20 protein-coding genes, 2 tRNA genes and 1 pseudogene are annotated in these 25,105 nt (G+C 66.3%); 3 read left to right on the plus strand and 20 right to left on the minus strand.

Going from position 1 to position 25,105, the window contains the following annotated elements; all coding sequences use genetic code 11:
• Positions 1–5 precede the first annotated feature (5 nt).
• Positions 6–1,343 (plus strand): hypothetical protein, encoded by a 1,338-nt coding sequence (locus RCO38_RS05555; RefSeq protein ID WP_308327275.1) that lies wholly within the window; start codon positions 6–8, stop codon positions 1,341–1,343.
• Positions 1,344–1,353: 10 nt separating this feature from the next.
• On the opposite strand, the gene RCO38_RS05560 is transcribed toward RCO38_RS05555, so the two are convergent.
• Complete coding sequence (locus tag RCO38_RS05560; protein WP_308327276.1) at positions 1,354–2,316, minus strand: AEC family transporter; 963 nt, start codon at positions 2,314–2,316, stop codon at positions 1,354–1,356.
• Positions 2,317–2,429: 113 nt separating this feature from the next.
• Here RCO38_RS05560 and RCO38_RS05565 point away from each other — a divergent pair, with 113 nt between their 5' ends.
• Together RCO38_RS05565 and RCO38_RS05570 are read left to right on the plus strand one after the other, a co-directional pair.
• A complete protein-coding gene (locus RCO38_RS05565; RefSeq protein ID WP_308327277.1) occupies positions 2,430–4,502 on the plus strand; it encodes an ATP-dependent helicase in 2,073 nt (690 codons plus the stop codon).
• Complete coding sequence (locus tag RCO38_RS05570; RefSeq protein ID WP_308327278.1) at positions 4,499–4,987, plus strand: hypothetical protein; 489 nt, start codon at positions 4,499–4,501, stop codon at positions 4,985–4,987. Before RCO38_RS05565 ends, RCO38_RS05570 begins: the two co-directional genes overlap by 4 nt.
• A 12-nt stretch (positions 4,988–4,999) precedes the next feature.
• Here RCO38_RS05570 and RCO38_RS05575 read toward each other — a convergent pair whose 3' ends face one another.
• The 19 genes and pseudogenes from RCO38_RS05575 to RCO38_RS05665 all read right to left on the minus strand — a co-directional run.
• Positions 5,000–5,398, minus strand: coding sequence for a hypothetical protein (locus RCO38_RS05575; protein ID WP_308327279.1), 399 nt, complete (start codon positions 5,396–5,398; stop codon positions 5,000–5,002).
• Positions 5,388–5,813 (minus strand): YkgJ family cysteine cluster protein, encoded by a 426-nt coding sequence (locus tag RCO38_RS05580; RefSeq protein ID WP_308327280.1) that lies wholly within the window; start codon positions 5,811–5,813, stop codon positions 5,388–5,390. The genes RCO38_RS05575 and RCO38_RS05580 overlap by 11 nt, the downstream gene beginning before the upstream one ends.
• A gap of 53 nt (positions 5,814–5,866) precedes the next feature.
• Positions 5,867–5,942, minus strand: a tRNA-Phe gene (locus RCO38_RS05585).
• A gap of 41 nt (positions 5,943–5,983) precedes the next feature.
• On the minus strand, positions 5,984–6,676 hold the full coding sequence (locus RCO38_RS05590) for a response regulator (RefSeq protein ID WP_308327281.1): 693 nt from the start codon (positions 6,674–6,676) through the stop codon (positions 5,984–5,986).
• A 30-nt stretch (positions 6,677–6,706) separates the two neighbouring features.
• Complete coding sequence (locus RCO38_RS05595) at positions 6,707–8,959, minus strand: sensor histidine kinase (protein WP_308327282.1); 2,253 nt, start codon at positions 8,957–8,959, stop codon at positions 6,707–6,709.
• A 20-nt stretch (positions 8,960–8,979) separates the two neighbouring features.
• On the minus strand, positions 8,980–9,630 hold the full coding sequence (locus tag RCO38_RS05600; protein WP_308327283.1) for a DUF4390 domain-containing protein: 651 nt from the start codon (positions 9,628–9,630) through the stop codon (positions 8,980–8,982).
• Between the two features lie 19 nt (positions 9,631–9,649).
• Positions 9,650–10,987: a 16S rRNA (cytosine(967)-C(5))-methyltransferase RsmB gene (gene rsmB, locus RCO38_RS05605; protein WP_374694511.1), complete on the minus strand. Its 1,338-nt coding sequence runs from the start codon at positions 10,985–10,987 to the stop codon at positions 9,650–9,652.
• Between the two features lie 4 nt (positions 10,988–10,991).
• Positions 10,992–11,975, minus strand: a complete 984-nt coding sequence (locus tag RCO38_RS05610; RefSeq protein WP_308327284.1) for a M48 family metalloprotease — start codon at positions 11,973–11,975, stop codon at positions 10,992–10,994.
• Between the two features lie 19 nt (positions 11,976–11,994).
• Positions 11,995–12,588: a LemA family protein gene (locus RCO38_RS05615; protein WP_308327285.1), complete on the minus strand. Its 594-nt coding sequence runs from the start codon at positions 12,586–12,588 to the stop codon at positions 11,995–11,997.
• Between the two features lie 161 nt (positions 12,589–12,749).
• Entirely contained in the window at positions 12,750–16,964 is a 4,215-nt protein-coding gene (gene rpoC / locus RCO38_RS05620; RefSeq protein WP_308327286.1) for a DNA-directed RNA polymerase subunit beta', read from the minus strand.
• Positions 16,965–16,990: 26 nt separating this feature from the next.
• A complete protein-coding gene (gene rpoB / locus RCO38_RS05625) occupies positions 16,991–21,115 on the minus strand; it encodes a DNA-directed RNA polymerase subunit beta (protein ID WP_308327287.1) in 4,125 nt (1,374 codons plus the stop codon).
• A gap of 263 nt (positions 21,116–21,378) precedes the next feature.
• Entirely contained in the window at positions 21,379–21,759 is a 381-nt protein-coding gene (rplL, locus tag RCO38_RS05630; protein WP_308327288.1) for a 50S ribosomal protein L7/L12, read from the minus strand.
• 41 nt (positions 21,760–21,800) lie between these two features.
• A complete protein-coding gene (gene rplJ / locus RCO38_RS05635; protein ID WP_308327289.1) occupies positions 21,801–22,328 on the minus strand; it encodes a 50S ribosomal protein L10 in 528 nt (175 codons plus the stop codon).
• 248 nt (positions 22,329–22,576) lie between these two features.
• Positions 22,577–23,272 carry a 50S ribosomal protein L1 gene (rplA, locus tag RCO38_RS05640; RefSeq protein ID WP_308327290.1) on the minus strand — a complete coding sequence of 232 codons (696 nt, stop codon included), beginning with the start codon at positions 23,270–23,272 and terminating at the stop codon, positions 22,577–22,579.
• Position 23,273: 1 nt separating this feature from the next.
• Entirely contained in the window at positions 23,274–23,705 is a 432-nt protein-coding gene (gene rplK / locus RCO38_RS05645; protein ID WP_066160539.1) for a 50S ribosomal protein L11, read from the minus strand.
• Between the two features lie 113 nt (positions 23,706–23,818).
• Entirely contained in the window at positions 23,819–24,388 is a 570-nt protein-coding gene (nusG, locus tag RCO38_RS05650; protein ID WP_066160542.1) for a transcription termination/antitermination protein NusG, read from the minus strand.
• Positions 24,388–24,771, minus strand: a complete 384-nt coding sequence (secE, locus tag RCO38_RS05655) for a preprotein translocase subunit SecE (protein ID WP_308327291.1) — start codon at positions 24,769–24,771, stop codon at positions 24,388–24,390. The genes nusG and secE overlap by 1 nt, the downstream gene beginning before the upstream one ends.
• Positions 24,772–24,922: 151 nt before the next feature.
• Positions 24,923–24,998 (minus strand) — tRNA-Trp (locus tag RCO38_RS05660).
• A gap of 30 nt (positions 24,999–25,028) precedes the next feature.
• A pseudogene (locus RCO38_RS05665) lies at positions 25,029–25,105 on the minus strand (EF-Tu/IF-2/RF-3 family GTPase); the annotation flags it as partial.

Raw genomic sequence — 25,105 nt, forward strand, 5'->3', positions numbered from 1 at the left:
GACCCATGGGCACCTCAAACGTACGACAGCTCAATGACGAAGAAATGGCGCGGCTGCCACTGGCCAGAGCAGCCATGGAGGAAGCAGGGAAATACGGCACCTCCAGCCGTTTCAACTTCTTCGCCGCCTTCGACGGCACCAACAACGACCAAGGCAACCTAGAGCTGTCTGGGGACCCTTATCCGACCAATATTGGCAATCTGGATAAGCAAGCCAACCGATCCGTCAGCGGCACCTTCAGGCGAAACTACTACCCTGGCGTCGGTACCGGCGGCGACCAAGGCAATGCCATCAATGCCGGTCCCAACCCAACACCCGCCATCGACGCCGCCGCAGAAAAGGCCTACCGGGACTTCAGCGACGCCGCGCAGACCTACCTGAGAGACCACCCCGGCGCCACCCCCGCCGACCTCGGCGCCTCCGTCACCGGCTTCAGTCGCGGCTGCGCCGCCGCCGTGCGCTTCTCCCAGCTGGTCAACGACCGCGGTCTGGTCGCTCCCGACGGCACCGTGGTCGCCCCACCCGGCAGCATCCCCATCACCGGCATGGCGCTGATGGACCCGGTGGCCACCGGCGTCAAGGGCGAACTGGGCCTTCCGCCCAACGTCCGGGGTCAGGTGCTGGTGGTGCAGGCCGAGCACGAAAGCCGCAGCTGGTTCCGCCCGCTGGACTACAGCGACGACCCGCGCGTGACCACGGTGAAACACCCGGGCAACCACGTCGGCGTGGGCGGCGGCTACGACCGCCAAGGCACCGCGGCCAACGTGCACGAGGGCGTGACCGCCTACTTCCAGCGCCGCGGCGTGCCGCTGGCCGACGTGCCCGCGGAACAGCGCCACAACCCGGGGCAGCGCGCCATGATCCGCACGGAGAACTACCAGACCGCGCGCAACGGCGACGTGCTGGAGTATGAAGACGGCCGCAAGCAGCTGCGCTGGCCGCTGGACGACGACACCAGGCCCCGCATCACCGTCAAACCGCGGATCTCCGAGCAGACCAAGGCCCATCTGCGCCACTCCTACACCGAGCTGGCGCCCGGCCTGAAAGCGCGCGGTCTGGACAGCGGCCAGTGCCTGCAGGTCAGCGCCGCCTGCTTGGCCAAGGCGGCCGAACACCCGGACTGGGGCGATCCGAAGCGCTACCTGCTCAGCCGGAACGGCGAACAGGTGGCGGTGCAGCACCAGAACGGGCGCTTCGACGAGGTCCGCGTGGACGAGGCACTCCGGAGCAGCGCGAATGTGCATCTGGACCGCGCACAGGCCCTGCAGCAGAGCCCGGGCACGCCGGCCGCGCAGCCCGAGCGTGCCGCACCGGTCCAGGCCGAGCCAGCCCTGGCGCGCTGAGCCCGCCGGCTCAGGTCAGCAGCGACACCGCCGCCGAAAAACTCAGGAAGGACGCGGCGGTCGTCACCAGGATGATGCGGGCGATGCGCCCGTTGTCCGCGCCCAGGCGCTCGGCCAGCAGCGACACATTGCTGGCACTCGGCAGTGCGGCCACCAGCACGATCACGGTCAGCGCAAAGCCGTCCAGCGGCACGCCGAGCCGACGCACCGCCAGACCCACCGCCAGCACCAGCAGCGGGTGCAGCAGCAGCTTCATCAGCGCAACCGGCAGGTAGTCGCTCACCGGCATCGGGTGGCTGGACTGGATCTGCGAGCGCGCCAGCACCGCGCCGATGGTGAACAGCGCCACCGGCGAGGCGGCGTCGGCCAGCAGCCAAGCGGTCTTCTCCACCGGGCCGGGTAACCGGAACTGCAGGTACGAGGCGAGAGCGCCCAGAAGAATGGCCCAGGGCATGGGGTTGGCGGCCACGCCCCTGAGCGCCTTCTTGCCGGCGTCGACCATGGCCTCGCGGCCGTGGCCCTCGGCCTCGTCCAGCCGGGACAGCGCCACGCACAGCGAGCTGGTGACCACCATGTCCACCAGCATGGTCAGGATGGCCGGGCCCGCCGCCGCGGGCCCCAGCAGGGCCACCAGCAGCGGCACCCCCATGAAGCCGGAGTTGGGGAACGCCGCCACCAGCGCACCCAAGGAGGCGTCGTTCCAGCGGATGCGGTGGTCCATGGTCCAGACCACGGCGAACGCCACCATCACCAGCGCACACAGCAGGTAGACGCCCGCCACGGTGGCATCCAGCAACTGCGCGATCGGCGTGGTCGAGCCGAAGCGGTAGAGCATGCAGGGCAGCGCAAAGAACAGCACGAAGCCGTTGAGCCCGGGGATCGCCTCCAGCGGCAGCATGCGCCGGTGGGCGGCAAGAAAACCCGCGGCGACGAGCGCAAAGAATGGAAAAGTGACGATCAGGATGTTCAGCACAGGGGGCGATTGTCTCAGGGCATACCAACCGTGGCCGGGCGAGGGTGTCGCGCCGGCGCGGCAGCCTCCCGCCGGTATCATTCGCCGCTTCGCCCTGCGCCGACCTCCCCGCCATGTCTTCTCCCGGCCCCGGCCTCAACCTTGCCCAGCTCGACGCCGTGAACCACCTGGGTGGCCCCAGCCTGGTGCTGGCCGGCGCCGGCTCAGGCAAGACGCGGGTGATCACGCACAAGATCGGCCGGCTGATCCAGGCCGGGCTGGCGGCCGACCGCATCGCGGCCATCACATTCACCAACAAGGCCGCCGCCGAAATGCGCGAGCGCGCGGCCCAGCTGGTCGGGCGCGACGCGCGCAAGGTGCTGATCTGCACCTTCCACGCGCTGGGCGTGCGACTGCTGCGCGAGGACGGCCAGGTGCTGGGTCTCAAGCCCCAGTTCTCCATCCTCGACACCGACGACATCACCAGCCTGCTCAAGGACTGCGGCGGCACCACCGATGCCAATACCGCGCGTGCGTGGCAGTGGACCATCAGCAGCTGGAAGGGGGAAGGCCTGACCGCCGCCGAGGCGCTCAAGCGCGCCAAGGACGAGAACGAGCGCGTGACCGCGACCATCATGGCGCGCTACGAAGAGCGCCTGACGGCCTACCAGAGCGTGGACTTCGACGACCTGATCCGCCTGCCGCTCAAGCTGCTGGGCGATCACGCCGAGGTGCGCGAGAAGTGGCAGAAGAAGCTGGGCCATGTGCTGGTGGACGAGTACCAGGACACCAACGCCACGCAGTACGAGCTGCTCAAGCTGCTGGTGGGCGAGCGCGCGCGCTTCACCGCCGTGGGCGACGACGACCAGTCGATCTACGGCTGGCGCGGCGCCACGCTGGACAACCTCAAGAAGCTGCCGGTGGACTTTCCGCAGCTGCGCGTGATCAAGCTGGAGCAGAACTACCGCTCGACCAGCGCCATCCTGCGCGCGGCCAACAACGTCATCGGCCCCAACCCCAAGCTGTTCCCCAAGACGCTGTGGAGCGATCTGGGCGAAGGCGAACCGGTGCGCGTGGTGGACGCCGACAACGAGGAGCACGAGGCCGAGCGCGCGGTGGCGCGCATCCAGAGCCTGCGTGCGAACTCGGCGCACAAGGAGTGGCGCGACTTCGCCATCCTCTACCGCGCCAACCACATGGCGCGTTCATTCGAGCAGGCGCTGCGGCGCGCGCAGATCCCCTACAAGGTCTCGGGCGGCCAGAGCTTTTTCGACAAGGCCGAAATCCGCGACCTCTGCGCCTGGCTGCGCCTGCTGGTCAACAACAACGACGACCCGGCCTTCCTGCGCTCGGCCACCACGCCCAAGCGCGGCATCGGCCATACCACGCTGGGCCAGCTGGGCGTGTTCGCCACGCAGTACAAGCTCAGCCTGTTCGAGGCCCTGTTCTCGCATTCGCTGCCCAGCGCGGTCAGCAGCCGCGCCATCACCACGCTGCACGAGTTCGGCCGGGCGGTGAACGACCTCGAATACCGCGCCCGCCACACCGTGGGCCACGAAGCGGCGCGCACGTTCCTCACCGACTGGCTCAAGGACATCGGCTACGAGCAGCACCTCTACGACAGCGAAGAGAACGAGAAGATCGCCGCCGCGCGCTGGACCAATGTGATGGACTTCGTCGACTGGGTGGCCGGGCGTTGTGGCGGCAAGATGGAAGACGACGGAGCGGGCGCGCAGGTCGAAAGCGAGCGCAAGAGCCTGCTCGAAGTCGTGCAGACCATCGCACTGATCTCCACCCTGTCCGAGCGCGAGCAGGACCAGAACGTGGTCACGCTCTCCACCCTGCACGCGTCCAAGGGTCTGGAGTGGCCGCACGTGGTGCTGGTCGGCGTCAACGAAGGCCTGCTGCCCTTCAAGACCGACGACGCCGACAGCGACCTCAGCGCCGAACTGCTGGCCCTGCGCGTGCAGGAAGAGCGTCGCCTGATGTACGTGGGCATCACCCGCGCGCAGCGCACGCTGGCGGTGAGCTGGCTCAAGCGCCGCAAGAAAGGCCGCGAAAGCGTGCCGGGCACGCCCAGCCGCTTCATCAAGGAAATGGCCCTGGACCAGGCCACGGTGAAGGAAGACCCGCGCGAGAAGCTGCGCGCGCTGCGGGCCGAGTTTGCGCAGCGCGCCGCGGCAGCCCCCAAGCCGGAGGCGAGATGAGGAGGCGACGCTCTTCCGCGGCCCTCGCCCTGGCGCTGATGGGACTGGCCCCTGCCGCCAGTGCCCAGTCCGGGCCGGCGCCGCGTGCGGACCATTGCCGATCCGCCACCGAGCTCCGGGCGCAGGACCTCCATGGGCTCTGGCAGCTGGTGCTGTGGACCGGCGGCGGCAGCGAACGGGCCCCGGCCTCCACCGGTGCCATGCTCTTTGGCCCGCATCCCGAATACCCGGACAGCGTGCGCGGGCGGCTGCGGCGCTCCGGCCCGGGGGCCGACCTCGAAGCCGAGGTGGCGGGCGATGTGGGCGACGACGGCGAGTTCAACCTCGACGAATCGGCCGATGGCGTGGCCATGGACGCCGTCTGGAACGGCCAGCCCTCGGACTGCGGCCGGACCATCCGCGGCCTGCGCCGCCCTGCCGAAGGCCGACCGGACGCTGGTCCGGCGCTGCAGTTCCTGTTGCAGCGGGCGCCCGCGGGACACTGAGTCGAAGGGCCCTCAGGGCTGGGCGTCGTCCAGCAGCTCCGCGCCCAGTTCGCGAATGCGCTGGTCCTCGTAGTAGCCGCCGTATTCGGTGTAGCGCAGGAATGGCCGCGCGCAGGCTCTGCAGACCCACACATCGCAGCGGTTGTAGGGGAAAAAGGCCGGGGCGATCGGCGCGTCGGGCGACCAGGTGTGCGTACCGCGCGGATGGTGTTCCAGCAGCGTGGGCTCGTCGATCTGCCCATCGCGCATCGTGCCGACACACCGCAAGGTGGACAGGTCGAAGGTGGCCGGCACCGAGTCCCAGCCTGCGCCCACCAGCGGCGCACAGGCCGCACAGCGCCCGGGCTGTCTCGCCGCTGCCAACGCGCGCAGGTCGTCGGCCAGCAGGCGTGGCAAGGGCTCAGCGGTCATGACCCGCAGACCCCGCTTGACGCTTCGCGCCGTAGGGGCAGTGGTGGGGACGCGGGCTCATCGCCTGCGGGTGTTTGCGGCAGATCTCGGGGCGCTGTTCATAGACCGTGCAGCGGCGCGTCTTCGCGTCGAGGAAGTGGCAATCGCCGCTGGCCCGCCTTGCAACGGTGAAGACCTCGCGCTTGAAATTGAAGTGCTCGATGAGCCCCGCCTTCTCCAGCCGGCGTGCGATCTGCTTCGGTGCCTCATGTTCGGCCTCGAAGGCGTCGACGATCCCCAGACGCACCAGATCGGGCAATCGCACTTCCAGCGGCATCGTGCAGCAATTGGCCTGACAGCTGTCGCACATCCCGGCGCGGTAGCGCGTCCAGGTCTCGGTGCGGTCGACATCGACGATGTGGATCGAGGATCTCACGGAGGGTCTGCCACAAAGCAGAACGCCCAGCGGGTGCTGGGCGTTCTGGAGTTTGGTGGCCTGGGGCGGAATCGAACCACCGACACGCGGATTTTCAATCCGCTGCTCTACCAACTGAGCTACCGGGCCAAGAGCTCTCGATTATAGCAGGACTTTGGGGCTGCACCCGCTCACAACGCGTTTCGCTTGCTTCGCGCCAGGTCCACCCCCAGTTGCTTGAGCTTTCGGTAGAGGTGGGTGCGCTCCAGCCCGGTCTTTTCGGCCACACGGGTCATGGAACCAGACTCTTTGGCCAGGTGGTACTCGAAATAGGCTTTCTCGAACTCGTCCCGCGCCTCGCGCAACGGTCCGTCGAGATTGAACGACTGCTGGGACTGCGGTCCGATGTCCAGCACCATCTCGGGCAGGGTGCCGCCGGTCATGGCCGCTTCCACCGTGAGGTCGGCGGGGGCGAGGGTCAACCCAGGCTTGTGCATCACCGGGGCCGCCGGCTTGTGCACGGACTTGTTCAGGCCGACGTCGACCGCCTTGAGCAGCTTCTGCAGCGTGATGGGTTTTTCAAGAAAGGCGGTGGCGCCGATGCGCGTGGCCTCGACCGCCGTGTCGATGGTGGCGTGGCCGCTCATCATGATCACCGGCATGGTCAGCAGGCCGGTGCTGGCCCACTCCTTGAGCAGCGTCACACCGTCGGTGTCGGGCATCCAGATGTCCAGCAGCACGAGATCGGGTCGGAGCTGGGAGCGGACACTGCGCGCCTGGGCGGCGTTCTCCGCCAGTTCGACGGTGTGTCCTTCGTCGTTGAGAATTTCGGACAGCAGGTCGCGGATGCCCAGCTCGTCGTCTACTACCAGAATAGTTGCCATGGTCCGGAATGTGCCCCTCGGTATCTGTTGTCAATTCGCAACTGCGAATGATAACGACACTTGCGCCCCTGTCACTTTCTGCCCGGCCATGCGGTTGCCGATGTCCACCCGGCCTCCGTGCTCTTCCATGATCTTCTTGACCACGGCCAGCCCCAGCCCGGTGCCTTTGGACTTGGTGGTCACGTAGGGCTCGAAGGCCCGCTTGAGGATGTGTTCGGCAAAGCCCGGCCCCTGGTCGATCACCGCCAGCCGAACCCAGGGCCCGCTGTCGGACCGGCGGGTGCGCAGCAGCACAAAGGCATCCGTCTGACCGGCCATGGCGTCCTGCGCGTTCTGGACCAGGTTGTGCACGATCTGGCGCACCTGCTGCGGGTCCGCCATCACAGGTGGCAGCTGCTCGGCCAGCTCGGTGCGCACCGGAATCGCCGCATGGTCGTAGAGCACCAGGATGTCCTTGATCAGGGCATTGAGGTCGGTCGGCGCCAGGTGCGCGGCCGGCAGGCGGGCGTAGTCGCGGAACTCGTTGACCAGTCGCTTCATCGCGTCCACCTGGTCGACGATGGTGCGTACGGACTTGTTCAGGATGGTCTGCTCAGCAGGCTGCACCTTGCCTTCAAGCTTCATCGCCAGCCGCTCGGCCGAGAGCTGGATCGGTGTCAGCGGGTTCTTGATCTCGTGCGCCAGACGGCGTGCGACGTCGCCCCAGGCCTGCGCACGCTGGGCCGACACCATCTCGGAGACGTCGTCGAACACCAGCAGTCGTTCGTTGTTGGGCAGCAGGGCGCCACGGGCGATCAGGGTGATGCTGCCCTCGACGGGCAGGCGGTCGTGCTCCCCCAGCTCAAACGACTGCTGCCAGTGGCCGCCCCCGTGGGGCGTGTCGTCCGACAGAAATCGCTCGAACTGCTGCATCACGCCCTGACCGAAGGCCTCCAGCCCGGGCACCTCGGCCAGCGGATGCCCCAGATGAAGAGCCAGCGGCGTGCGCAGGATGCGCGAGGCGCCGGGGTTGACACTGCGCAGCCGCCCCTGCTCGTCCAGCACCGCCACGCCCGCGGTAAGGTTGTCCAGGATCGTCTGCAGGTTGTCGCGCGCGGCGTCCACCTGCTGCATGCTGCGCTGCACCGTCTCGCGCGCATCGGCCAGCTCCTGGGTCATGCGGGCGAAGGTGCGCGTGAGTCCGGCCAGCTCATCGCGCGAAGCCATGGCCGCCTTGGGCGAGAGGTCGCCCTGCGCCACCTCGCGCATGCCCTCGGCCAGCACGAGCAGCGGCCGCACCATCTGGTTGCCCAGCACCACAGCCAGCAGCACGGCGCCGAACACCGACAGGAACAGCGCCAGGGTCAGGGTACCGATGTACATGCGCCGCAGGCCTTCGCGGCCCAGCGCACGCTCCTGGTATTCGCGGTTGGCCACCTGCACGGCCAGGGCGTCCGTGACCAGGGCCTCCGACAGCGGCACCACCACCTGCAGGTAGCGCGGCTCGTCGTCCAGGTCGAAACCCGGTGCGCTGACCAGGGCCAGCACCTTGATGCGGGCCTGGCCGAGCGCCAGCCCTTCGATGTCGCCTTCTCCGGCGTCCCGCTCCTCCAGCCCCTCCACCTGGGCCACCACCCGCTTGGCACGCACCGTGCGCAGCACGGCCAGCGGCGGCCGGTTGGGCGTGAAGTCGAAACGAGATGCCCCCGCCGTGGCCAGCGCCTGCCCGGACGCGCTCCAGAGCACCATGTCGCTGGCCCCCAGCCGGGTGCGCAGTCGCTCCATGGCCAGCAGGGCCGACGACCGGGGCTGGCGGGCCAGTTCTTCGGCCACCATGCGGGTTTTCTCGCCGAGGTCGGCGCTCATGGTGTCCAGTGTGGTGCGGCCCAGGTTCAGGCCGGCGGCCAGGGCCGATTCCACGCGCACGTCGAACCAGCTTTCGATGGAGCGCGACACGAACTGGTAGGACACGGTGTAGATGAGCACCCCCGGCAGCACCCCCACCAGTCCGATGATGGCGGCCAGCTTGAGCAGCAGCCGGCTGCCGAAGCGCCCGAGCCGGAACCGCATGTAGAGGCGTACGGCCAGCCACACGATGATCAGCGCCAGCAGAACCGCCACCGCCACGTTCACCATGGCCAGCCAGCCGAAGTTCTGTTCGTAGAAGGCGCGGTTGCGGGTGGCCAGCGTGAGCAGGAACATCAGCACCAGGCCCAGCCCGGCCATGAACACCAGCGCGACCAGCAGCGCCCAGCGACGCCGCCGCGAGGCCTTGGGGTCGAGCTTGGGGTCGTCCCGGTTCACTGGTGCGGTTTCACGGCGGGTCAGCGGGCTTCTGCCGCAGCAGTGGCAGGCGCGCCATCGGCCTCGTTGCGGGTCGGCAGGTCGAAGCTGCGCTGCACCTCGATCAGCCATTCGGGCTGGTTGGCCATGCCGATCTGGAACGGACGTGGCAACAGGGACAGGTCCAGCCTGAAGCGCCACTGCGCGCGGTAGTCGACCCCCTCCTCCAGGCGCCCGGGCTCCACGATTGTCCAGCCCGCCACCCGGCTGACGGAGGCCAGGGCTTCGTCCAGGTCGTCGAAATTCTGGTGCAGCGCATATTGCAGCCCCGCGGCATTCGGGGCGCCATCGGCGGACACGCTGACACGCCAGCGGCGGGTCAGGGGCTGGTAGGCCAGGCGGACGGTGCGGGTGGCCGAACCCATGCGCTTGTCGGTCCAGTACCAGCGTTCCCGGACCACGTCGGCCTGCCAGACGAAATAGAGCGGCACGCCCTTGAGCAGGGCGTCCTCCACCGCCGGCGAGGCCTCCAGGGTCAGCCGCACGGACAGCCGGGCACCGTCGGCGCTGCGCTGGACAGTGCTCTGCAGCACCTCCGGCTCACGGGCCATGGCCGGCGCCGCCAGCAGCAGGCACCCCAGCAGCACGCCGGCCAGCACACAGGTCCACACCCGTCGCCACGGCCGGATCATCGGTCCGGCCGCCACGGGATCAAGGCCGCGCCTTGTCCATGCGGGCGTAGAAAAATCCGTCGTATCCACCCGGGTCATTGTCGTTGAACTCCCCATTGGCGACGACAGTTCCGGGACGCAAATGCCCCGGGGAAGGGAGCGCGAGGGCGTCGGTGTGGCGCTCAAGGAACGCATCGACCTGGTCCTGCCCTTCGGCGCGGAAGACCGAACAGGTGCAGTACACCAGCCGCCCGCCCGGTTTCAGCAGCGGCCACAGGGTCTCCAGCAGACGCTGCTGAGTGGCCACCAGCTGGCCGACATCGCCCGGACGGCGCAGCCAGCGCACGTCCGGGTGGCGCCGCACGATGCCCGACGCGGTGCAGGGCGCATCCAGCAGGATGGCGTCGAAGGGACGGCCGTCCCACCAGCCCGCGGGCTCCCCGGCGTCGGCGGCCCGCACCTCGGCCTGCAGGCCCAGCCGCTGAAGGTTCTGGTGGATGCGCTCGCAGCGCCGCGTGTCCACGTCCAGCGCCAGCAGGTCCAGGTCGGCGCGCTCCAGCAGGTGGGCGGTCTTGCCACCGGGCGCGGCGCAGGCGTCCAGCACCCGGGCGCCAGCCCTCCATTCGCGACCGTCCAGCAGCAGACCGGCCGCCAGCTGGGCCGCACCGTCCTGCACCGAACACAGCCCCTGCTCGAAGCCGGGCAGGCGCTCGACCGGTTGCGGCGACGCCAGCAGCAGTCCGTCGTCGCCGAGCGGCGCCGCCGCGATGCCCTGCTCGGCCAGCTGCGCCGCATACGCCTCACGCGCCACACGGCGGCGGTTCACCCGCAACACCATGGGGCCGGGCAGGTTGCTTGCCGCCAGGATGGCCTCCCAGTGACCGGGATGGTCACGCCGCACGCGCTCGACCCACCAGGCAGGGTGATTCCAGAGCGCGGCCGGGTCCTGGCGCGCCTGCGCCAGCAAGACCGTCGATTCGCGCAGGTAGCGCCGCAGACAGGCATTGAGGAAGCCCGATTGCATGCGCGTGTCGCGCCCTCGCTTGGCGGCATCGACCGCCTGGTCGACCAGGGTATGGGGCGGGTAGGACGCGCCCTGCCCGTCGCCGATCAGCAGGGCCAGCGCCGTGTGCAGCAGCGCCAGCACGGCGGGGGCCGGCGGGCGGCGGGCCAGCAGCCGCGCCACCGCGCGGGCGGTGCCCAGGTGCCGGAGCACCTGGAACGTCAGCGACTGCACACCGGGACGCAGCCCCGCCGGCACCTGCGGCAGGACCTCGGTCAGCGAACGCCCCTGTTCGACCGCCAGCACGCAGCGCGCCACTTCGTGCAACTGGTCGCTCAGGCGGGGCGCCTGGCGTGGAGCAATAGCGTCGTTCAAGGGATCAGGCCTGGTTCAGGGGCAAAGGGGCCATGCGCCGTCCGTAGACGCGGCGCACACGCTCTTCAAGAGAGGGATGGGAGTCGAACCAGTGTGCCATGCGTCCCTCCTCGGTGCCGACCAGCAGCATGTGCTGCACCATCGACCCGATGCGGCGCGACTGCACACCTTCGTGCCGCTGGCTCATCACCTTGCGCAGCACGCCACCGATGCCGTCGCGGCTGCGCGTCCACTGCACCGAGCGGGCGTCGGCCAGGAACTCGCGCTGGCGCGAGACCGCGGCCTGCAGCGCGTGGCCCGCCATCCAGCCCAGCCAGCCGGCGCCCATCAGGGCCAGCCCGAGCAGGGTGGCCAGGGTGCGGTGCTCGCGGATGTCGGGCTCGGCCAGGTCCTGCCCCATGCGAAACAACATTTCCAGCCCGAACACCATGCCCACCAGCCGCATGTTCAGGCGCGTGTCGCCCTCGCGGATGTGGCTGAACTCGTGCGCCACCAGCCCTTGCAGCTCGTCTCGGCTGAGGTGCTCCAGCGCTCCGCTGGTCACCGCCACCACCGCATCGTCCTCGTCCCAGCCGGCGGCGAAGGCGTTGATGCCCTCGTCGCGTGCCATCACCATCGCGACCGGCCGCTTCATGCCCGAAGAGATGGCCATCTCGTCGACGATGTTGGCAAAACGCTGCTCCGCGAAGTCACCCGAGTGCACCAGCCGGGCGCCCATCTGCTCGGCCAGCGCCTGGCCACCGCTCGACAGGCGCGAGGTTTCCAGCCACCAGCCACCCAGCACGAACAGCAGGGTCACAGCGGTGTTGACTTCGAAGAAATAGCGCGGGTAGGCAGCGCCCGGCACCCAGAAGCTCCAGGTCAGCCCCCAGGCCAGGGCCAGCGCCGCATTGACCAGAACGACCAGCAGCAGCACCGCCACACCAAAGGCCACCAGCAGCCGCAGCGTGCGGACGCGCGCCTCTCGCTGCGACTCGAAGATCAGCACGGGCTGCGGACAGCGTCGGTCAGAGGGACACCTTGACCGGCTGGCGCTCGGCCTCGCTGGTGGTCGAGGCCAGCATGGCCTGGGTCTGGAAGTTGAACAGGCGCGCGATGACCAGGGACGGGAACTGCGCCGCCGCGTCGTTGAACTCCAGCACGTGGTCGTTGTAGGCCTGGCGCGCGAAGCCGATGCGGTTCTCGGTGCTGGCCAGTTCCTCGCTGAGTTCGCGCATGGTCTGGTCGGCCTTGAGCTCGGGGTAGGCCTCGGCCACCGCCATTAGACGACCGAGCGCGCCACCGAGCACCTGCTCCGCGCCCGCAAGCGCGCCAATGGCGCCCGCGTTCAGCGGGCTGGCTGCGGCCGACTGTTCGGCGCTGCGGGCCTGGTTGCGGGCCGCGATCACGGCCTCCAGCGTCTGCGCTTCGTGGGCCAGGTACTTGCGCGCGACCTCGACCAGATTGGGGATCAGGTCGTAGCGGCGCTTGAGCTGCACGTCAATCTGCCCGAAGGCGTTGGCGATCGCATTTTTCAGGCGGGTCAGGCGGTTGAAGGCCCCGATGGCCCAGAACACCACCAGCAGAGCGACGGCCAGCAGGATCCATGACACAGGCGACATCTCGAACGCTCCTTCGCAAGGCGCCGGGACCACCCCGGCGGGCGTGCGCAATATAGCCCAAGCCCCTGTTCACCGCGGTGTGGAGCGCCCATGAAAAACGCCCCCGGCCTGACGGCCGGGGGCGTTGAGGGATTGGACGGCGATTCCGTCCTGGCGCCGGCTTATTCCGAGGCTTCGCCGGAACCGGCCGCTTCGGCCTGGTCCGCGGCCAGCGACAGCGCGTCGGCTTCGGCGATGGCGCGGCGCTCTTCGTCGTCCATCTTTTCCTTGACCTTGCGGGCTTCGTGATAAGCCATGCCGGTGCCCGCGGGGATCAGGCGGCCGACGATGACGTTTTCCTTCAGGCCGCGCAGCTCGTCCTTCTTGCCCATGATCGCGGCTTCGGTGAGCACGCGGGTCGTTTCCTGGAAGGAAGCGGCCGAGATGAACGAGTCGGTCGACAGCGAGGCCTTGGTGATGCCCAGCAGCACGTTGGAGTAGGTCGCAGGGATCTTGCCGTCGGCGCGCAGGGCGTCGTTGGTGTTGAGGATCTCCGAACGCTCCACCTGCTCACCGGCGATGTAGGACGAATCGCCCGGGTTCTCGACCACGACACGGCGCAGCATCTGGCGAACGATCACCTCGATGTGCTTGTCGTTGATCTTCACACCCTGCAGTCGGTAGACGTCCTGCACTTCGTCGACGATGTAGCGCGAGAGCTCCTCGATGCCCAGCAGGCGCAGGATGTCCTGCGGATCGGCCGGACCGTCGACCACGCTCTCGCCCTTGTTGACCACCTGGCCTTCGTGCACCAGGATGTTCTTTTCCTTGGGGATGAGCTCGTCCCAGACCTTGCCTTCCGGATCGGTGATCTGCAGGCGGACCTTGCCCTTGGTTTCCTTGCCGAACGACACGGTACCGGTCATCTCGGCCAGCATGCCCTTGTCCTTGGGCGAGCGGGCTTCGAACAGCTCGGCCACCCGCGGCAGACCGCCGGTGATGTCGCGGGTCTTCTGGCCTTCGACCGGAATGCGCGCCAGCACGTGGCCGGGGCCCACTTCCTGGCCGTCGCGCACTTCCAGCAGGGCGCCGATCTGGAAGCCCACCGTCACCGAGTGGTCGGTGCCGGGGATCTTCACTTCGTGGCCCTGGCCGTCGAGCAGCTTGACCAGCGGACGCACCACCTTGGCGGAACCGCGGTGCTTCGGATCGATCACCACCAGCGAGGACAGACCGGTCACGTCGTTGACCTGCTTGGCCACCGTCAGACCTTCTTCCACATTCTCGAACTTCACCGTACCGGCGAATTCCGTGATGATGGGTCGGGTCAGCGGGTCCCAGTTGGCCAGGATGGCGCCGGCCTTGATCTGCTGGTCGGCCTTGACCGACAGCGTGGCGCCGTACGGCACCTTGTGGCGCTCGCGCTCACGGCCGTGTTCGTCGTGGATGATGATTTCGCCGGAACGCGCGATCACCACCAGCTCGCCCTTGGTGTTGGTCACGTAGCGCATCGTGGCGTTGAAGCCGATCACGCCCGAGGACTTGGCTTCCACGCTGGAGGCCACGGCCGCGCGCGAGGCGGCACCCCCGATGTGGAAGGTGCGCATGGTCAGCTGCGTGCCGGGTTCACCGATCGACTGCGCGGCGATCACGCCGACCGCTTCGCCGATGTTCACCAGACCGCCACGGCCCAGGTCGCGGCCGTAGCACTTGGCGCAGATGCCGAAGCGGGTCTCGCAGGTCAGGGCCGTGCGAACCTTCACTTCGTCCACGCCCGCGGCCTCGAGGTCGTCGAGCATGTCTTCGTCCAGCAGCACGCCGGCCTGGATCAGCACCTTGCGGGTCTCGGGGTGGATCACTTCCTCGGCCGTGGTGCGGCCCAGGATCCGGTCGCGCAGCGACTCGATCACTTCACCGCCCTCGACGATGGCGCGCATCAGCGTGCCATTGGTCGTGCCGCAGTCTTCCTGGTTCACCACCAGATCCTGCGTCACGTCCACCAGTCGGCGGGTCAGGTAACCGGAGTTCGCGGTCTTCAGCGCCGTGTCGGCCAGACCCTTCCGGGCGCCGTGGGTGGAGATGAAGTACTGCAGCACGTTCAGACCTTCACGGAAGTTCGCCGTGATGGGGGTCTCGATGATGGAGCCGTCCGGCTTGGCCATCAGGCCGCGCATGCCGGCCAGCTGGCGGATCTGGGCCGCGGAACCACGGGCGCCCGAGTCGGCCATCATGTAGATCGAGTTGAACGACTCCTGGTCGACTTCCTTGCCCGACGCGTCGATGGTCTTCTGCTTGGCCAGCTGGGCCATCATGACCTTGGAGATTTCGTCGCCGGCCTTGCCCCAGATGTCCACCACCTTGTTGTAGCGCTCGCCGGCGGTCACCAGACCGGAGGCGTACTGCTGGGCGATTTCCTTCACCTCGGCCTCGGCGCGCTCGATCACGCCGGCCTTTTCCTTGGGCACCAGCATGTCGTCCACGCAGATCGAGATGCCGGCGCGGGTGGCCAGGCGGAAACCGTTCTGCAGCAGCTTGTCGGCGAAGACCACGGTCTCCTTCAGACCGCACTTGCGGAAGGAGGCGTTGATCAGCTTGGAGATTTCCTTCTTCTTCAGTGCCTTGTTCAGCACCTCGAAGGCCAGGCCCTTGGGCAGGATTTCGGATAGCAGGGCACGGCCCACGGTCGTGTCCACCAGTTTGGTGGAGGGCACGAACTCGCCGGTGTCCTTGTTCTTGGTCCACTCGGTCAGGCGCACGCTGATCTTGGCGGTGATCTCGACCACGCCGTTGTCCAGCGCGCGCTGCAGCTCGGCCAGGTCGGCGAAGACCATGCCTTCGCCCTTGCCGTTGATGCGCTCGCGGGTGGCGTAGTACAGACCCAGCACCACGTCCTGCGACGGCACGATGGAGGGTTCACCGTTGGCCGGGAACAGCACGTTGTTGGAGGCCAGCATCAGGGTGCGGGCTTCCAGCTGGGCTTCCACCGACAGCGGCACGTGAACGGCCATCTGGTCGCCGTCGAAGTCGGCGTTGAAGGCCGCGCAGACGAGGGGGTGCAGCTGGATGGCCTTGCCTTCGATCAGGATGGGTTCGAAGGCCTGGATGCCGAGGCGGTGCAGCGTCGGGGCGCGGTTCAGCAGAACCGGGTGCTCCTTGATGACCTCTTCCAGGATGTCCCACACCACCGGCGTGCCGGACTCGACTTCCTTCTTCGCCGCCTTGATGGTGGTGGCGATGCCCATGGCTTCCAGGCGCGAGAAGATGAAGGGCTTGAACAGCTCCAGGGCCATCAGCTTGGGCAGACCGCACTGGTGCAGCTTGAGGGTCGGGCCCACGGTGATGACGGAACGACCGGAGTAGTCCACGCGCTTGCCCAGCAGGTTCTGGCGGAAACGGCCGGACTTGCCCTTGATCATGTCGGCCAGCGACTTGAGCGCGCGCTTGTTGGCGCCGGTCATGGCCTTGCCACGGCGGCCGTTGTCCAGCAGCGAGTCCACGGCTTCTTGCAGCATGCGCTTTTCGTTGCGCGCGATGATTTCAGGGGCCTTGAGTTCGAGCAGGCGGCGCAGACGGCTGTTGCGGTTGATGACGCGGCGGTACAGGTCGTTCAGGTCGGAGGTCGCGAAGCGGCCGCCGTCCAGCGGCACCAGCGGACGCAGGTCCGGCGGCAGCACGGGCAGCACGTCCAGCACCATCCACTCGGGCTTGATGCCCGACTTCTTGAAGGCTTCCAGCACCTTCAGGCGCTTGGCGTTCTTCTTGATCTTCAGTTCGGAGCCGGTCAGGTCGTTGCGCAGCTTCTCGATCTCGATGTCGAGGTCGATGGCCTGCAGCAGTTCCTTGATGCCCTCGGCGCCCATCTTGGCGATGAACTCGTCGCCGTATTCCTTGCGCTTGGCGTCGTAGTCGTCCTCCGACATGATTGCGAATTTCTTCAGCGGGGTCATGCCCGGGTCGACGATCACATAGGCTTCGAAGTACAGCACGCGTTCGATGTCGCGCAGCGTCATGTCCAGGATCAGACCCAGACGCGAGGGCAGCGACTTCAGGAACCAGATGTGGGCGCAGGGCGCGGCCAGGTCGATGTGACCCATGCGCTCGCGGCGCACCTTGGTCTGCGTGACTTCAACGCCGCACTTCTCGCAGATCACGCCACGGTGCTTCAGGCGCTTGTACTTGCCGCACAGGCATTCGTAGTCCTTGATGGGACCAAAAATCTTGGCGCAGAACAGGCCGTCGCGTTCGGGTTTGAACGTGCGGTAGTTGATGGTCTCGGGCTTCTTGACTTCACCGAAGGACCAGGAGCGGATTTTTTCCGGCGAGGCCAGACCGATGCGGATGGCATCGAAGTGCTCGTCGGGCGTGAACTGCTTGAACAGGTCGAGCAAGGATTTCATGGGTTGCTTTCCTTTTCTTCAGTGAATCAGGAGCGGTCCAGCTCGATGTCGATACCGAGCGAACGGATTTCCTTGACCAGCACGTTGAACGACTCGGGCATGCCCGCATCGATCGAATGCTCGCCTTTGACGATGGACTCGTACACCTTGGTGCGGCCCTGCACGTCGTCGGACTTGACGGTGAGCATTTCCTGCAGGATGTAGGAAGCGCCATAGGCCTCCAGCGCCCACACTTCCATCTCACCGAAACGCTGACCACCGAACTGGGCCTTACCGCCCAGCGGCTGCTGCGTGACCAGCGAGTACGGACCGGTGGAGCGGGCGTGCATCTTGTCGTCGACCAGGTGGTGCAGCTTGAGGTAGTGCATGTAGCCCACGGTGGTCTTGCGCTCGAAGGCTTCGCCGGTGCGGCCGTCGTAGAGCTGCGCCTGGGTGCGGGACTCGGTCAGGCCCTTGGCCTTGGCGATGTCGTCCGGGTAGGCCAGCTTGAGCATGTCCATGATTTCCTGTTCGGACGCACCGTCGAACACGGGCGAGGCGAACGGGACGCCGTTGGTCAGCTCCTGCGCCATCACGCGCAGCTCGTCGTCGGACAGCTGGGACAGGTCTTCCTTGCGGCCGGTGACGTTGTAGATCTGGTCCAGGAACGCGCGGACTTCGGACATGGCGGCTTCGCGCTGCAGCATGTCGCCGATGCGCTGGCCCAGGCCCTTGCCGGCCCAGCCCAGGTGGACTTCGAGCACCTGACCGATGTTCATGCGCGAAGGCACGCCCAGCGGGTTCAGCACGATGTCGACCGGGGTGCCGTCGGCCAGGTGGGGCATGTCTTCCACCGGGGTGATCTTGGAGACCACACCCTTGTTGCCGTGGCGGCCGGCCATCTTGTCGCCGGGCTGCAGGCGGCGCTTGACGGCCAGGTACACCTTGACCATCTTCAGCACGCCGGCCGGCAGCTCGTCACCCTGGGTGAGCTTCTTGCGCTTTTCTTCGAAGGCCAGGTCGAAGCTGTGGCGGGTCTGCTCCATGGAGTTCTTGATCGACTCCAGCTGGGCGGCCACATCGTCTTCCGCCGGGCGGATGTCGAACCAGTGGTACTTCTCGACCTCGTCCAGATAGGCCTTGTCGATCTTGGTGCCCTTGGCCAGCTTCTTCGGGCCGCCGTTGGCGACCTTGCCGATCAGCAGCTTCTCGATACGGTCGAAGGCGTCGGCCTCGACGATGCGCAGCTGGTCGTTCAGGTCCAGGCGGAAGCGCTTGAGCTCGTCGTCGATGATCTGCTGGGCGCGCTTGTCGCGCTGGATGCCTTCGCGGGTGAAGACCTGCACGTCGATCACGGTGCCCTGCGAGCCCTGGTCCACACGCAGCGAGGTGTCCTTCACGTCGGAGGCCTTCTCGCCGAAGATCGCGCGCAGCAGCTTCTCTTCCGGGGTCAGCGTGGTCTCGCCCTTCGGGGTCACCTTGCCAACCAGCACATCGCCGGGCTGCACTTCGGCACCCACGTAGATGATGCCGGAGTCGTCCAGGCGGTTGAGCTGCTGCTCGGCCAGGTTCGGGATGTCGCGGGTGATTTCTTCGGCGCCCAGCTTGGTGTCGCGCGCCATCACCACCAGTTCCTCGATGTGGATCGAGGTGTAGCGGTCGTCGGCGACCACACGTTCGCTGATCAGGATCGAGTCCTCGAAGTTGTAGCCGTTCCAGGGCATGAAGGCGATCAGCATGTTCTGGCCGATCGAGATCTCGCCCAGGTCGGTCGATGCGCCGTCGGCGATCACGTCACCCTTGGCCAGCTTGTCGCCCTTCTTGACGATGGGGCGCTGGTGGATGTTGGTGTTCTGGTTGGAACGCTGGTACTTGATCAGGTTGTAGATGTCCACGCCGACTTCGCCGGCCACGGCCTCGTCGTCGTTGACCCGGATCACGATGCGGGTCGCATCCACGTAGTCCACCACACCACCGCGGCGCGCGGTCACCACGGTGCCGGAGTCGATCGCGGCCACACGCTCGATGCCGGTGCCGACCAGCGGCTTCTCGGGGCGCAGCGTGGGCACGGCCTGGCGCGACATGTTGGCGCCCATCAGGGCGCGGTTCGCGTCGTCGTGCTCCAGGAAGGGCACCAGCGAAGCGGCCACCGACACGATCTGCGCGGGCGACACGTCCATGTACTGGATGGTGTCGGCCGGGGTCAGGATGGATTCACCCTTTTCACGGGCGGAGATCAGGTCGCCGGTGAGGCGGCCGTCCTTGTCCAGCGCCGCGTTGGCCTGGGCGATGACGTACTTGCCTTCCTCGATGGCCGACAGGTAGTCGATCTGGTTGGTCACCTTGCCGTCCACCACGCGGCGGTACGGGGTCTCGATGAAACCGTACTCGTTCAGGCGCGCGTAAAGGGCCAGCGAATTGATCAGGCCGATGTTCGGGCCTTCCGGCGTTTCGATCGGGCAGACGCGGCCGTAGTGGGTCACGTGCACGTCGCGCACTTCGAAGCCAGCGCGCTCGCGGGTCAGACCGCCCGGGCCAAGAGCCGACACGCGGCGCTTGTGGGTGATCTCGGCCAGCGGGTTGGTCTGGTCCATGAACTGCGACAGCTGGGACGCGCCGAAGAACTCCTTGAGGGCCGCGGAAATCGGCTTGGAGTTGATCAGGTCGTGTGGCATCAGCGGCTCTTGCTCGGCCTGGCCCAGACGCTCCTTCACGGCCTTCTCGATGCGGGCCAGACCGGTGCGGTACTGGTTCTCGGCGAGTTCACCGACGCAGCGCACGCGGCGGTTGCCCAGGTGGTCGATGTCGTCGACTTCACCACGACCATTGCGCAGGTCGACCAGGATCTTGACCACGGCCAGGATGTCGTCGTTGGACAGCACCATCGGGCCGGTGGCTTCGTCGCGGCCCACGCGGGCGTTGAACTTCATGCGGCCCACGCGCGACAGATCGTACGTGTCCGGGTTGTAGAACAGGCGGTGGAACAGGGCCTGCACGGCGTCTTCGGTCGGCGGCTCACCGGGGCGCATCATGCGGTAGATGGCCACGCGGGCAGCGAACTCGTCGACGGTTTCGTCGGTGCGCAGGGTCTGGCTGATGTAGGCGCCCTGGTCCAATTCGTTGGTGTAGATGCAGGGCAGTTCCTGCACGCCGGCCGAGCGCAGCTTCTTCAGCAGCGCTTCGGTCAGTTCGTCGTTGGCTTTGGCGATGATCTCGCCGGTGTCCGGATCGACGATGTTCTTGGCCACCACGCGGCCGATCAGGAAGTCTTCCGGCACGCTGATGTGCGTGGTGCCCGACTGCTCCAGCTCACGGGTGTGGCGCGCGGTGATGCGCTTGTCCTTGGCCACGACCACCTTGCCCGACTTGTCGGTGATGTCGAAACGGGCCACCTCGCCGCGCAGGCGCTCGGACACGAACGCCATCTGGGCGCCGCTGTCCATCAGGCGGAAGTGGTCGTTGACGAAGAAGTTCGCCAGGATGGTTTCCGGCGTCAGGCCGATGGCCTTGAGCAGGATGGTGACCGGCATCTTGCGGCGGCGGTCGACGCGGAAGAACAGGATGTCCTTGGGGTCGAATTCGAAGTCCAGCCAGGAGCCGCGGTAGGGAATGATGCGGGCCGAGAACAGCAGCTTGCCCGAGCTGTGCGTCTTGCCCTTGTCGTGTTCGAAGAAGACGCCGGGCGAGCGGTGCAGCTGCGACACGATGACGCGCTCGGTGCCGTTGATGATGAAGGAGCCCTTGTCGGTCATCAGGGGCACTTCGCCCATGTAGACCTCCTGCTCCTTGACTTCCTTGACCACCTTGGACTGCGCGGTCGAGGACTCGCGGTCGTAGATGATCAGCTGCACGCGCGCGCGCACGGCGGAAGCGAACGTCAGGCCACGGGTTTGGCACTCGCGCACGTCGAACGCCGGCTTGGCCAGGTTGTATTCGACGAACTTCATCTCGACAAAACCGTTGTGCGAGACGATGGGGAAGGCGGCTTCGAAGGCGGCCTGCAACCCCTCGGGGGTGCGCTTCTTGGGTGCGGTGTCGGCCTGCAGGAATGCCGTGTAGGCGTCCTTCTGCATCTGCAGCAGGTAGGGAATCGCGAGCACGTTCTCGCGGCTGCCAAAGCTCTTGCGGATGCGCTTGCGTTCGGTGTAGGAATATGTCGATGCGGATGCCATGAGATCTCCGGGCTTGAGGTCTGCGGCGACTGATCAGCCAAACCGTCGCTCTCAAGGCGGCGGGTGACGGGCTTGGCGGCAGGCCACTACCTGCCGTTGGCGGACGACCTGCGCGTTGCACGCAGGCCCGGACCAAGTGGTCTTCTGCAGTCGGGGTCAGAAGACACGGATAAGAAGACTCGGTGGAATCTGCTTATCGGTGTTCTGAAAGCACCAAAGGCTGGAGGCCCTTTCGAGCACTCCAGCCCCTGACCAGAACCGAATTACTTGAGTTCGGCCTTGGCGCCGGCTTCCACCAGCTTCTTGACGGCAGCTTCGGCGTCGGCCTTGGCGATGCCTTCCTTGACGTTCTTCGGAGCGCCGTCGACCAGGTCCTTGGCTTCCTTCAGACCCAGACCGGTGATTTCGCGCACGGCCTTGATGACGGACACCTTGTTGGCGCCGGCTTCGGTCAGCACAACGTTGAACTCGGTCTTCTCTTCGGCGGCAGCGGCGCCACCAGCAGCGGCACCACCGGCGGCCGGAGCGGCCATGGCGGCGGCGGACACGCCGAACTTCTCTTCAATGGCCTTGACCAGGTCATTGAGTTCCATGACGGTCATGCTGTCCAGCGCCGTCAGAAATGCGTCTTTATCGAATGCCATTTTGATTTCCTAACAATTGGTTAAACGAACTGACTGCGCCTTCAGGCGGCAGCAGCTTCTTCGGCTGCCGGAGCGGCAGCGCCTTCGCCTTTTTTGGCCGCCAGGGCACCCAGCACCACGGCGGTGCGGGAGATCGGCGACTTCAGCAAGCCACACAGCTGGGCCAGCAGCACTTCCTTCGAAGGAATGCTGGCGAGCTGCTTCACGCCGTTCTGATCCAGGACTTTGCCGCCGTAAACGCCACCGCGGATGACCAACTTGTCGTTGGTCTTCGCGAAATCGGCCACCACCTTGGCGGCGGCCACAGCGTCTTCGGAGAAGCCGTAGATCAGCGGACCGGTCATCTGGTCGCCGGCCACTTCGAACGGGCTTCCGGCCACAGCGCGGCGGGCCAGGGTGTTCTTCAGAACACTCAGGCTGACACCGCTGCTGCGTGCCTTCACGCGCAGTTGGTCCATGGCAGCAACCGTGATGCCGCGGTATTCCGCCATCACGAGCGTTTGAGCTTTTGCGGCGAGGCTGGTCACTTCGGAAATGACCGCTTCTTTCTCACTGCGATTCAGACTCAAGGTCTACTCCTTCAATGTGCTTGGGGCTTGCGCCCGTCCACACGCTTCATTGCAGCGACCAACTGTTGAGGGAAACGGGTTCCATCTGCAGCGGGATCGCCATCTGCGCTGGCTTTCTCCGATTAAGTCGCAGGATCCGAAGACCCTTTGACACCAGCGGTCTTGGATGGCCCCACCTGCCGGCCTTACGGCTGGCGGGCGGGCCCACCACACCCGGGCGACCAGAGCCACCCGGGAATCTCTTGCGATTACGCCGAGATGGATTGGGTGTCCACGCGGACGCCCACACCCATGGTCGACGACACAGCCACCTTGCGCAGGTACACACCCTTGCTGGTGGCCGGCTTGGCCTTGTTCAGCGCGTCGATCAGCGCCGCCAGGTTGCCCTGGAGCTTGTCGGCGTCGAACGAGCGGCGACCGATCGTGCCGTGCACGATACCGGCCTTGTCCACACGGAACTGCACCTGACCAGCCTTGGCGTTCTTCACGGCGGTGGCCACGTCGGGCGTCACGGTGCCGACCTTGGGGTTGGGCATCAGGCCACGGGGACCTAGCACCTGACCCAGGGTACCGACCACGCGCATCGCGTCGGGAGAGGCGATGACCACGTCGAAGTCCATCTTGCCCGCCTTGACTTCGGCGGCCAGGTCGTCCATGCCGACGATGTCCGCACCGGCGGCTTTGGCTTCTTCGGCCTTGGCACCCTGGGCGAACACGGCCACGCGCTTGGTCTTGCCGGTGCCGTTGGGCATCACGACAGCGCCGCGCACCACCTGATCCGACTTCTTGGCGTCCACGCCGAGCTGGATCGCCACGTCGATGGATTCGTCGAACTTGGCGTTGGCGCATTCCTTGACGATCGCCAGGGCGTCGGTCAGGGGGTACAGCTTGTTGCTGTCGACTTTGCCTTCAAAGGCTTTTTGCTTCTTGGTCAGCTTGGCCATGTCACACGCCCTCCACGATCACGCCCATCGAACGGGCAGAACCAGCGATGGTCTTGACGGCTGCGTCGATGTCGGCAGCGGTCATGTCCTTCATCTTGGTCTTGGCGATTTCTTCCAGCTGGGCGCGGGTGATCTTGCCGACCTTCTGCTTGTTGGGCACCGGAGAGCCCTTGTCCAGCTTAATGGCCTTCTTGATCAGCGTCGTCGCCGGGGGGGTCTTGATGATGAAGGTGAAGCTCTTGTCCGCGAAGGCGGTGATCACCACCGGCAGCGGCAGACCAGGCTCGACGCCCTGGGTCTGGGCGTTGAACGCCTTGCAGAACTCCATGATGTTCAGACCGCGCTGACCCAGCGCCGGACCGATCGGGGGAGAGGGGTTGGCCTTACCAGCTGGCACTTGCAGCTTGATGAAGCCGACGATTTTCTTCGCCATGTTTTAGCTCCTGCGAGTACAGGCGGCTGTATTGAAAACAGCCTCCTCGCGGTTGAAACCCGGAAAGGACTGAAGCTGCAGGCGCCGGGTGAAACCGCCTGCAGCCATAAACATCAGGTCTTCTCGACCTGGCTGAATTCCAGCTCGACCGGCGTGGCGCGACCGAAGATGGTCACCGACACACGCAGCTTGTTCTTTTCGTAGTTGACTTCTTCGACCGTGCCGTTGAAGTCGGTGAAAGGGCCTTCCTTGACGCGGACGTACTCGCCGACCACGAACTCCACCTTGTGGCGCGGCTTGTCAGTGCCTTCCTGCATCTGACTGACGATCTTCTGCACGTCCTCTTCGGAAATCGGAGCCGGCCGGTTCTTGGCGCCGCCGACAAAACCCGTCACCTTGTTGGTGTGCTTCACCAGGTGCCAGGTGTCGTCGTCCATCACCATTTCCACCAGCACATAGCCGGGGAAGAACTTGCGCTCGGTGGTGCGCTTCTGGCCATTCTTGACCTCCACCACCTCTTCGGTCGGCACCAGGATGCGACCGAACTTGTCCTGCATGCCGGCCCGGTTGATGCGCTCGACGATGTTGCGCTCGGCGGCCTTCTCCATGCCGGAGTAGGCATGCACCACATACCAGCGCATGCCTTCCGTCGGCGTCCCCAGCAGACTGTTGTTTTCGCTCATTATTTTCTCCACCCCAGGATCAGGTCGTAGAACAGCCACTCCAGGGTCTTGTCGGTCAGCCAGAGGAAAAGCGCCATCACCACCACGAAGGCAAACACATACGCCGTCATCTGGATCGCTTCCTTGCGGGCGGGCCACACCACCTTCTTGGTTTCACGCCAGGAGTCCCGCCCGAAGGCCACGAGCTGCTTGCCGGACTCGGACACACCGAACACCGCGACGGCAGCCAGGACACCCACGATCAGTGCGCCCCACTGCGCCAGCGCACCCTGCGCGGCCAGCAGGTAGAACGCAACGAATGCGCCCAGAAGCAAGGCGACGGCAACCGCCAGCTTGGCCTTGTCGGCACCTGTGTTGACGGTTTGTACTTCGGATGTGGCCATGAGATACCAGAGATGCTTGACTTGTGGGCGAGACCAGAACCCGAAAGCCCCAGACACGCAAGCCCACCAGAAGTCCCGAAGACTTCGGCGGGCCTGATGACACTCAACAGCCAGGGCTCAGAACCCTGATCGACTCATTTGTCCTGTTGGGTGGCAGGGGCAGAGGGAATCGAACCCCCAACCTTCGGTTTTGGAGACCGACGCTCTGCCAATTGAGCTATACCCCTACTTGGCTGAAATCCTGACGAGCAGGAAGATTACGCAATGATCTTGGCCACGACGCCGGCGCCGACGGTGCGACCGCCTTCACGGATGGCGAAGCGCAGACCTTCTT

Source organism: Hydrogenophaga pseudoflava (assembly GCF_031020795.1).
Taxonomy (GTDB): Bacteria; Pseudomonadota; Gammaproteobacteria; order Burkholderiales; family Burkholderiaceae_C; genus Hydrogenophaga; species Hydrogenophaga pseudoflava_A.

What these genes read in the sequence shown, in the direction of transcription:
- RCO38_RS05555 (WP_308327275.1), top strand. Translation starts at nt 6, where the DNA reads ATGGGCACCTCAAACGTACGACAGCTCAATGACGAAGAAATGGCGCGG.
- rplK (WP_066160539.1), bottom strand. Translation starts at nt 23,705, where the DNA reads ATGGCGAAGAAAATCGTCGGCTTCATCAAGCTGCAAGTGCCAGCTGGT.
- RCO38_RS05570 (WP_308327278.1), top strand. Translation starts at nt 4,499, where the DNA reads ATGAGGAGGCGACGCTCTTCCGCGGCCCTCGCCCTGGCGCTGATGGGA.
- RCO38_RS05590 (WP_308327281.1), bottom strand. Translation starts at nt 6,676, where the DNA reads ATGGCAACTATTCTGGTAGTAGACGACGAGCTGGGCATCCGCGACCTG.
- RCO38_RS05600 (WP_308327283.1), bottom strand. Translation starts at nt 9,630, where the DNA reads ATGATCCGGCCGTGGCGACGGGTGTGGACCTGTGTGCTGGCCGGCGTG.
- secE (WP_308327291.1), bottom strand. Translation starts at nt 24,771, where the DNA reads ATGGCCACATCCGAAGTACAAACCGTCAACACAGGTGCCGACAAGGCC.
- nusG (WP_066160542.1), bottom strand. Translation starts at nt 24,388, where the DNA reads ATGAGCGAAAACAACAGTCTGCTGGGGACGCCGACGGAAGGCATGCGC.
- rplA (WP_308327290.1), bottom strand. Translation starts at nt 23,272, where the DNA reads ATGGCCAAGCTGACCAAGAAGCAAAAAGCCTTTGAAGGCAAAGTCGAC.
- rplL (WP_308327288.1), bottom strand. Translation starts at nt 21,759, where the DNA reads ATGGCATTCGATAAAGACGCATTTCTGACGGCGCTGGACAGCATGACC.
- rpoB (WP_308327287.1), bottom strand. Translation starts at nt 21,115, where the DNA reads ATGGCATCCGCATCGACATATTCCTACACCGAACGCAAGCGCATCCGC.
- RCO38_RS05575 (WP_308327279.1), bottom strand. Translation starts at nt 5,398, where the DNA reads ATGACCGCTGAGCCCTTGCCACGCCTGCTGGCCGACGACCTGCGCGCG.
- RCO38_RS05565 (WP_308327277.1), top strand. Translation starts at nt 2,430, where the DNA reads ATGTCTTCTCCCGGCCCCGGCCTCAACCTTGCCCAGCTCGACGCCGTG.
- RCO38_RS05615 (WP_308327285.1), bottom strand. Translation starts at nt 12,588, where the DNA reads ATGTCGCCTGTGTCATGGATCCTGCTGGCCGTCGCTCTGCTGGTGGTG.
- rpoC (WP_308327286.1), bottom strand. Translation starts at nt 16,964, where the DNA reads ATGAAATCCTTGCTCGACCTGTTCAAGCAGTTCACGCCCGACGAGCAC.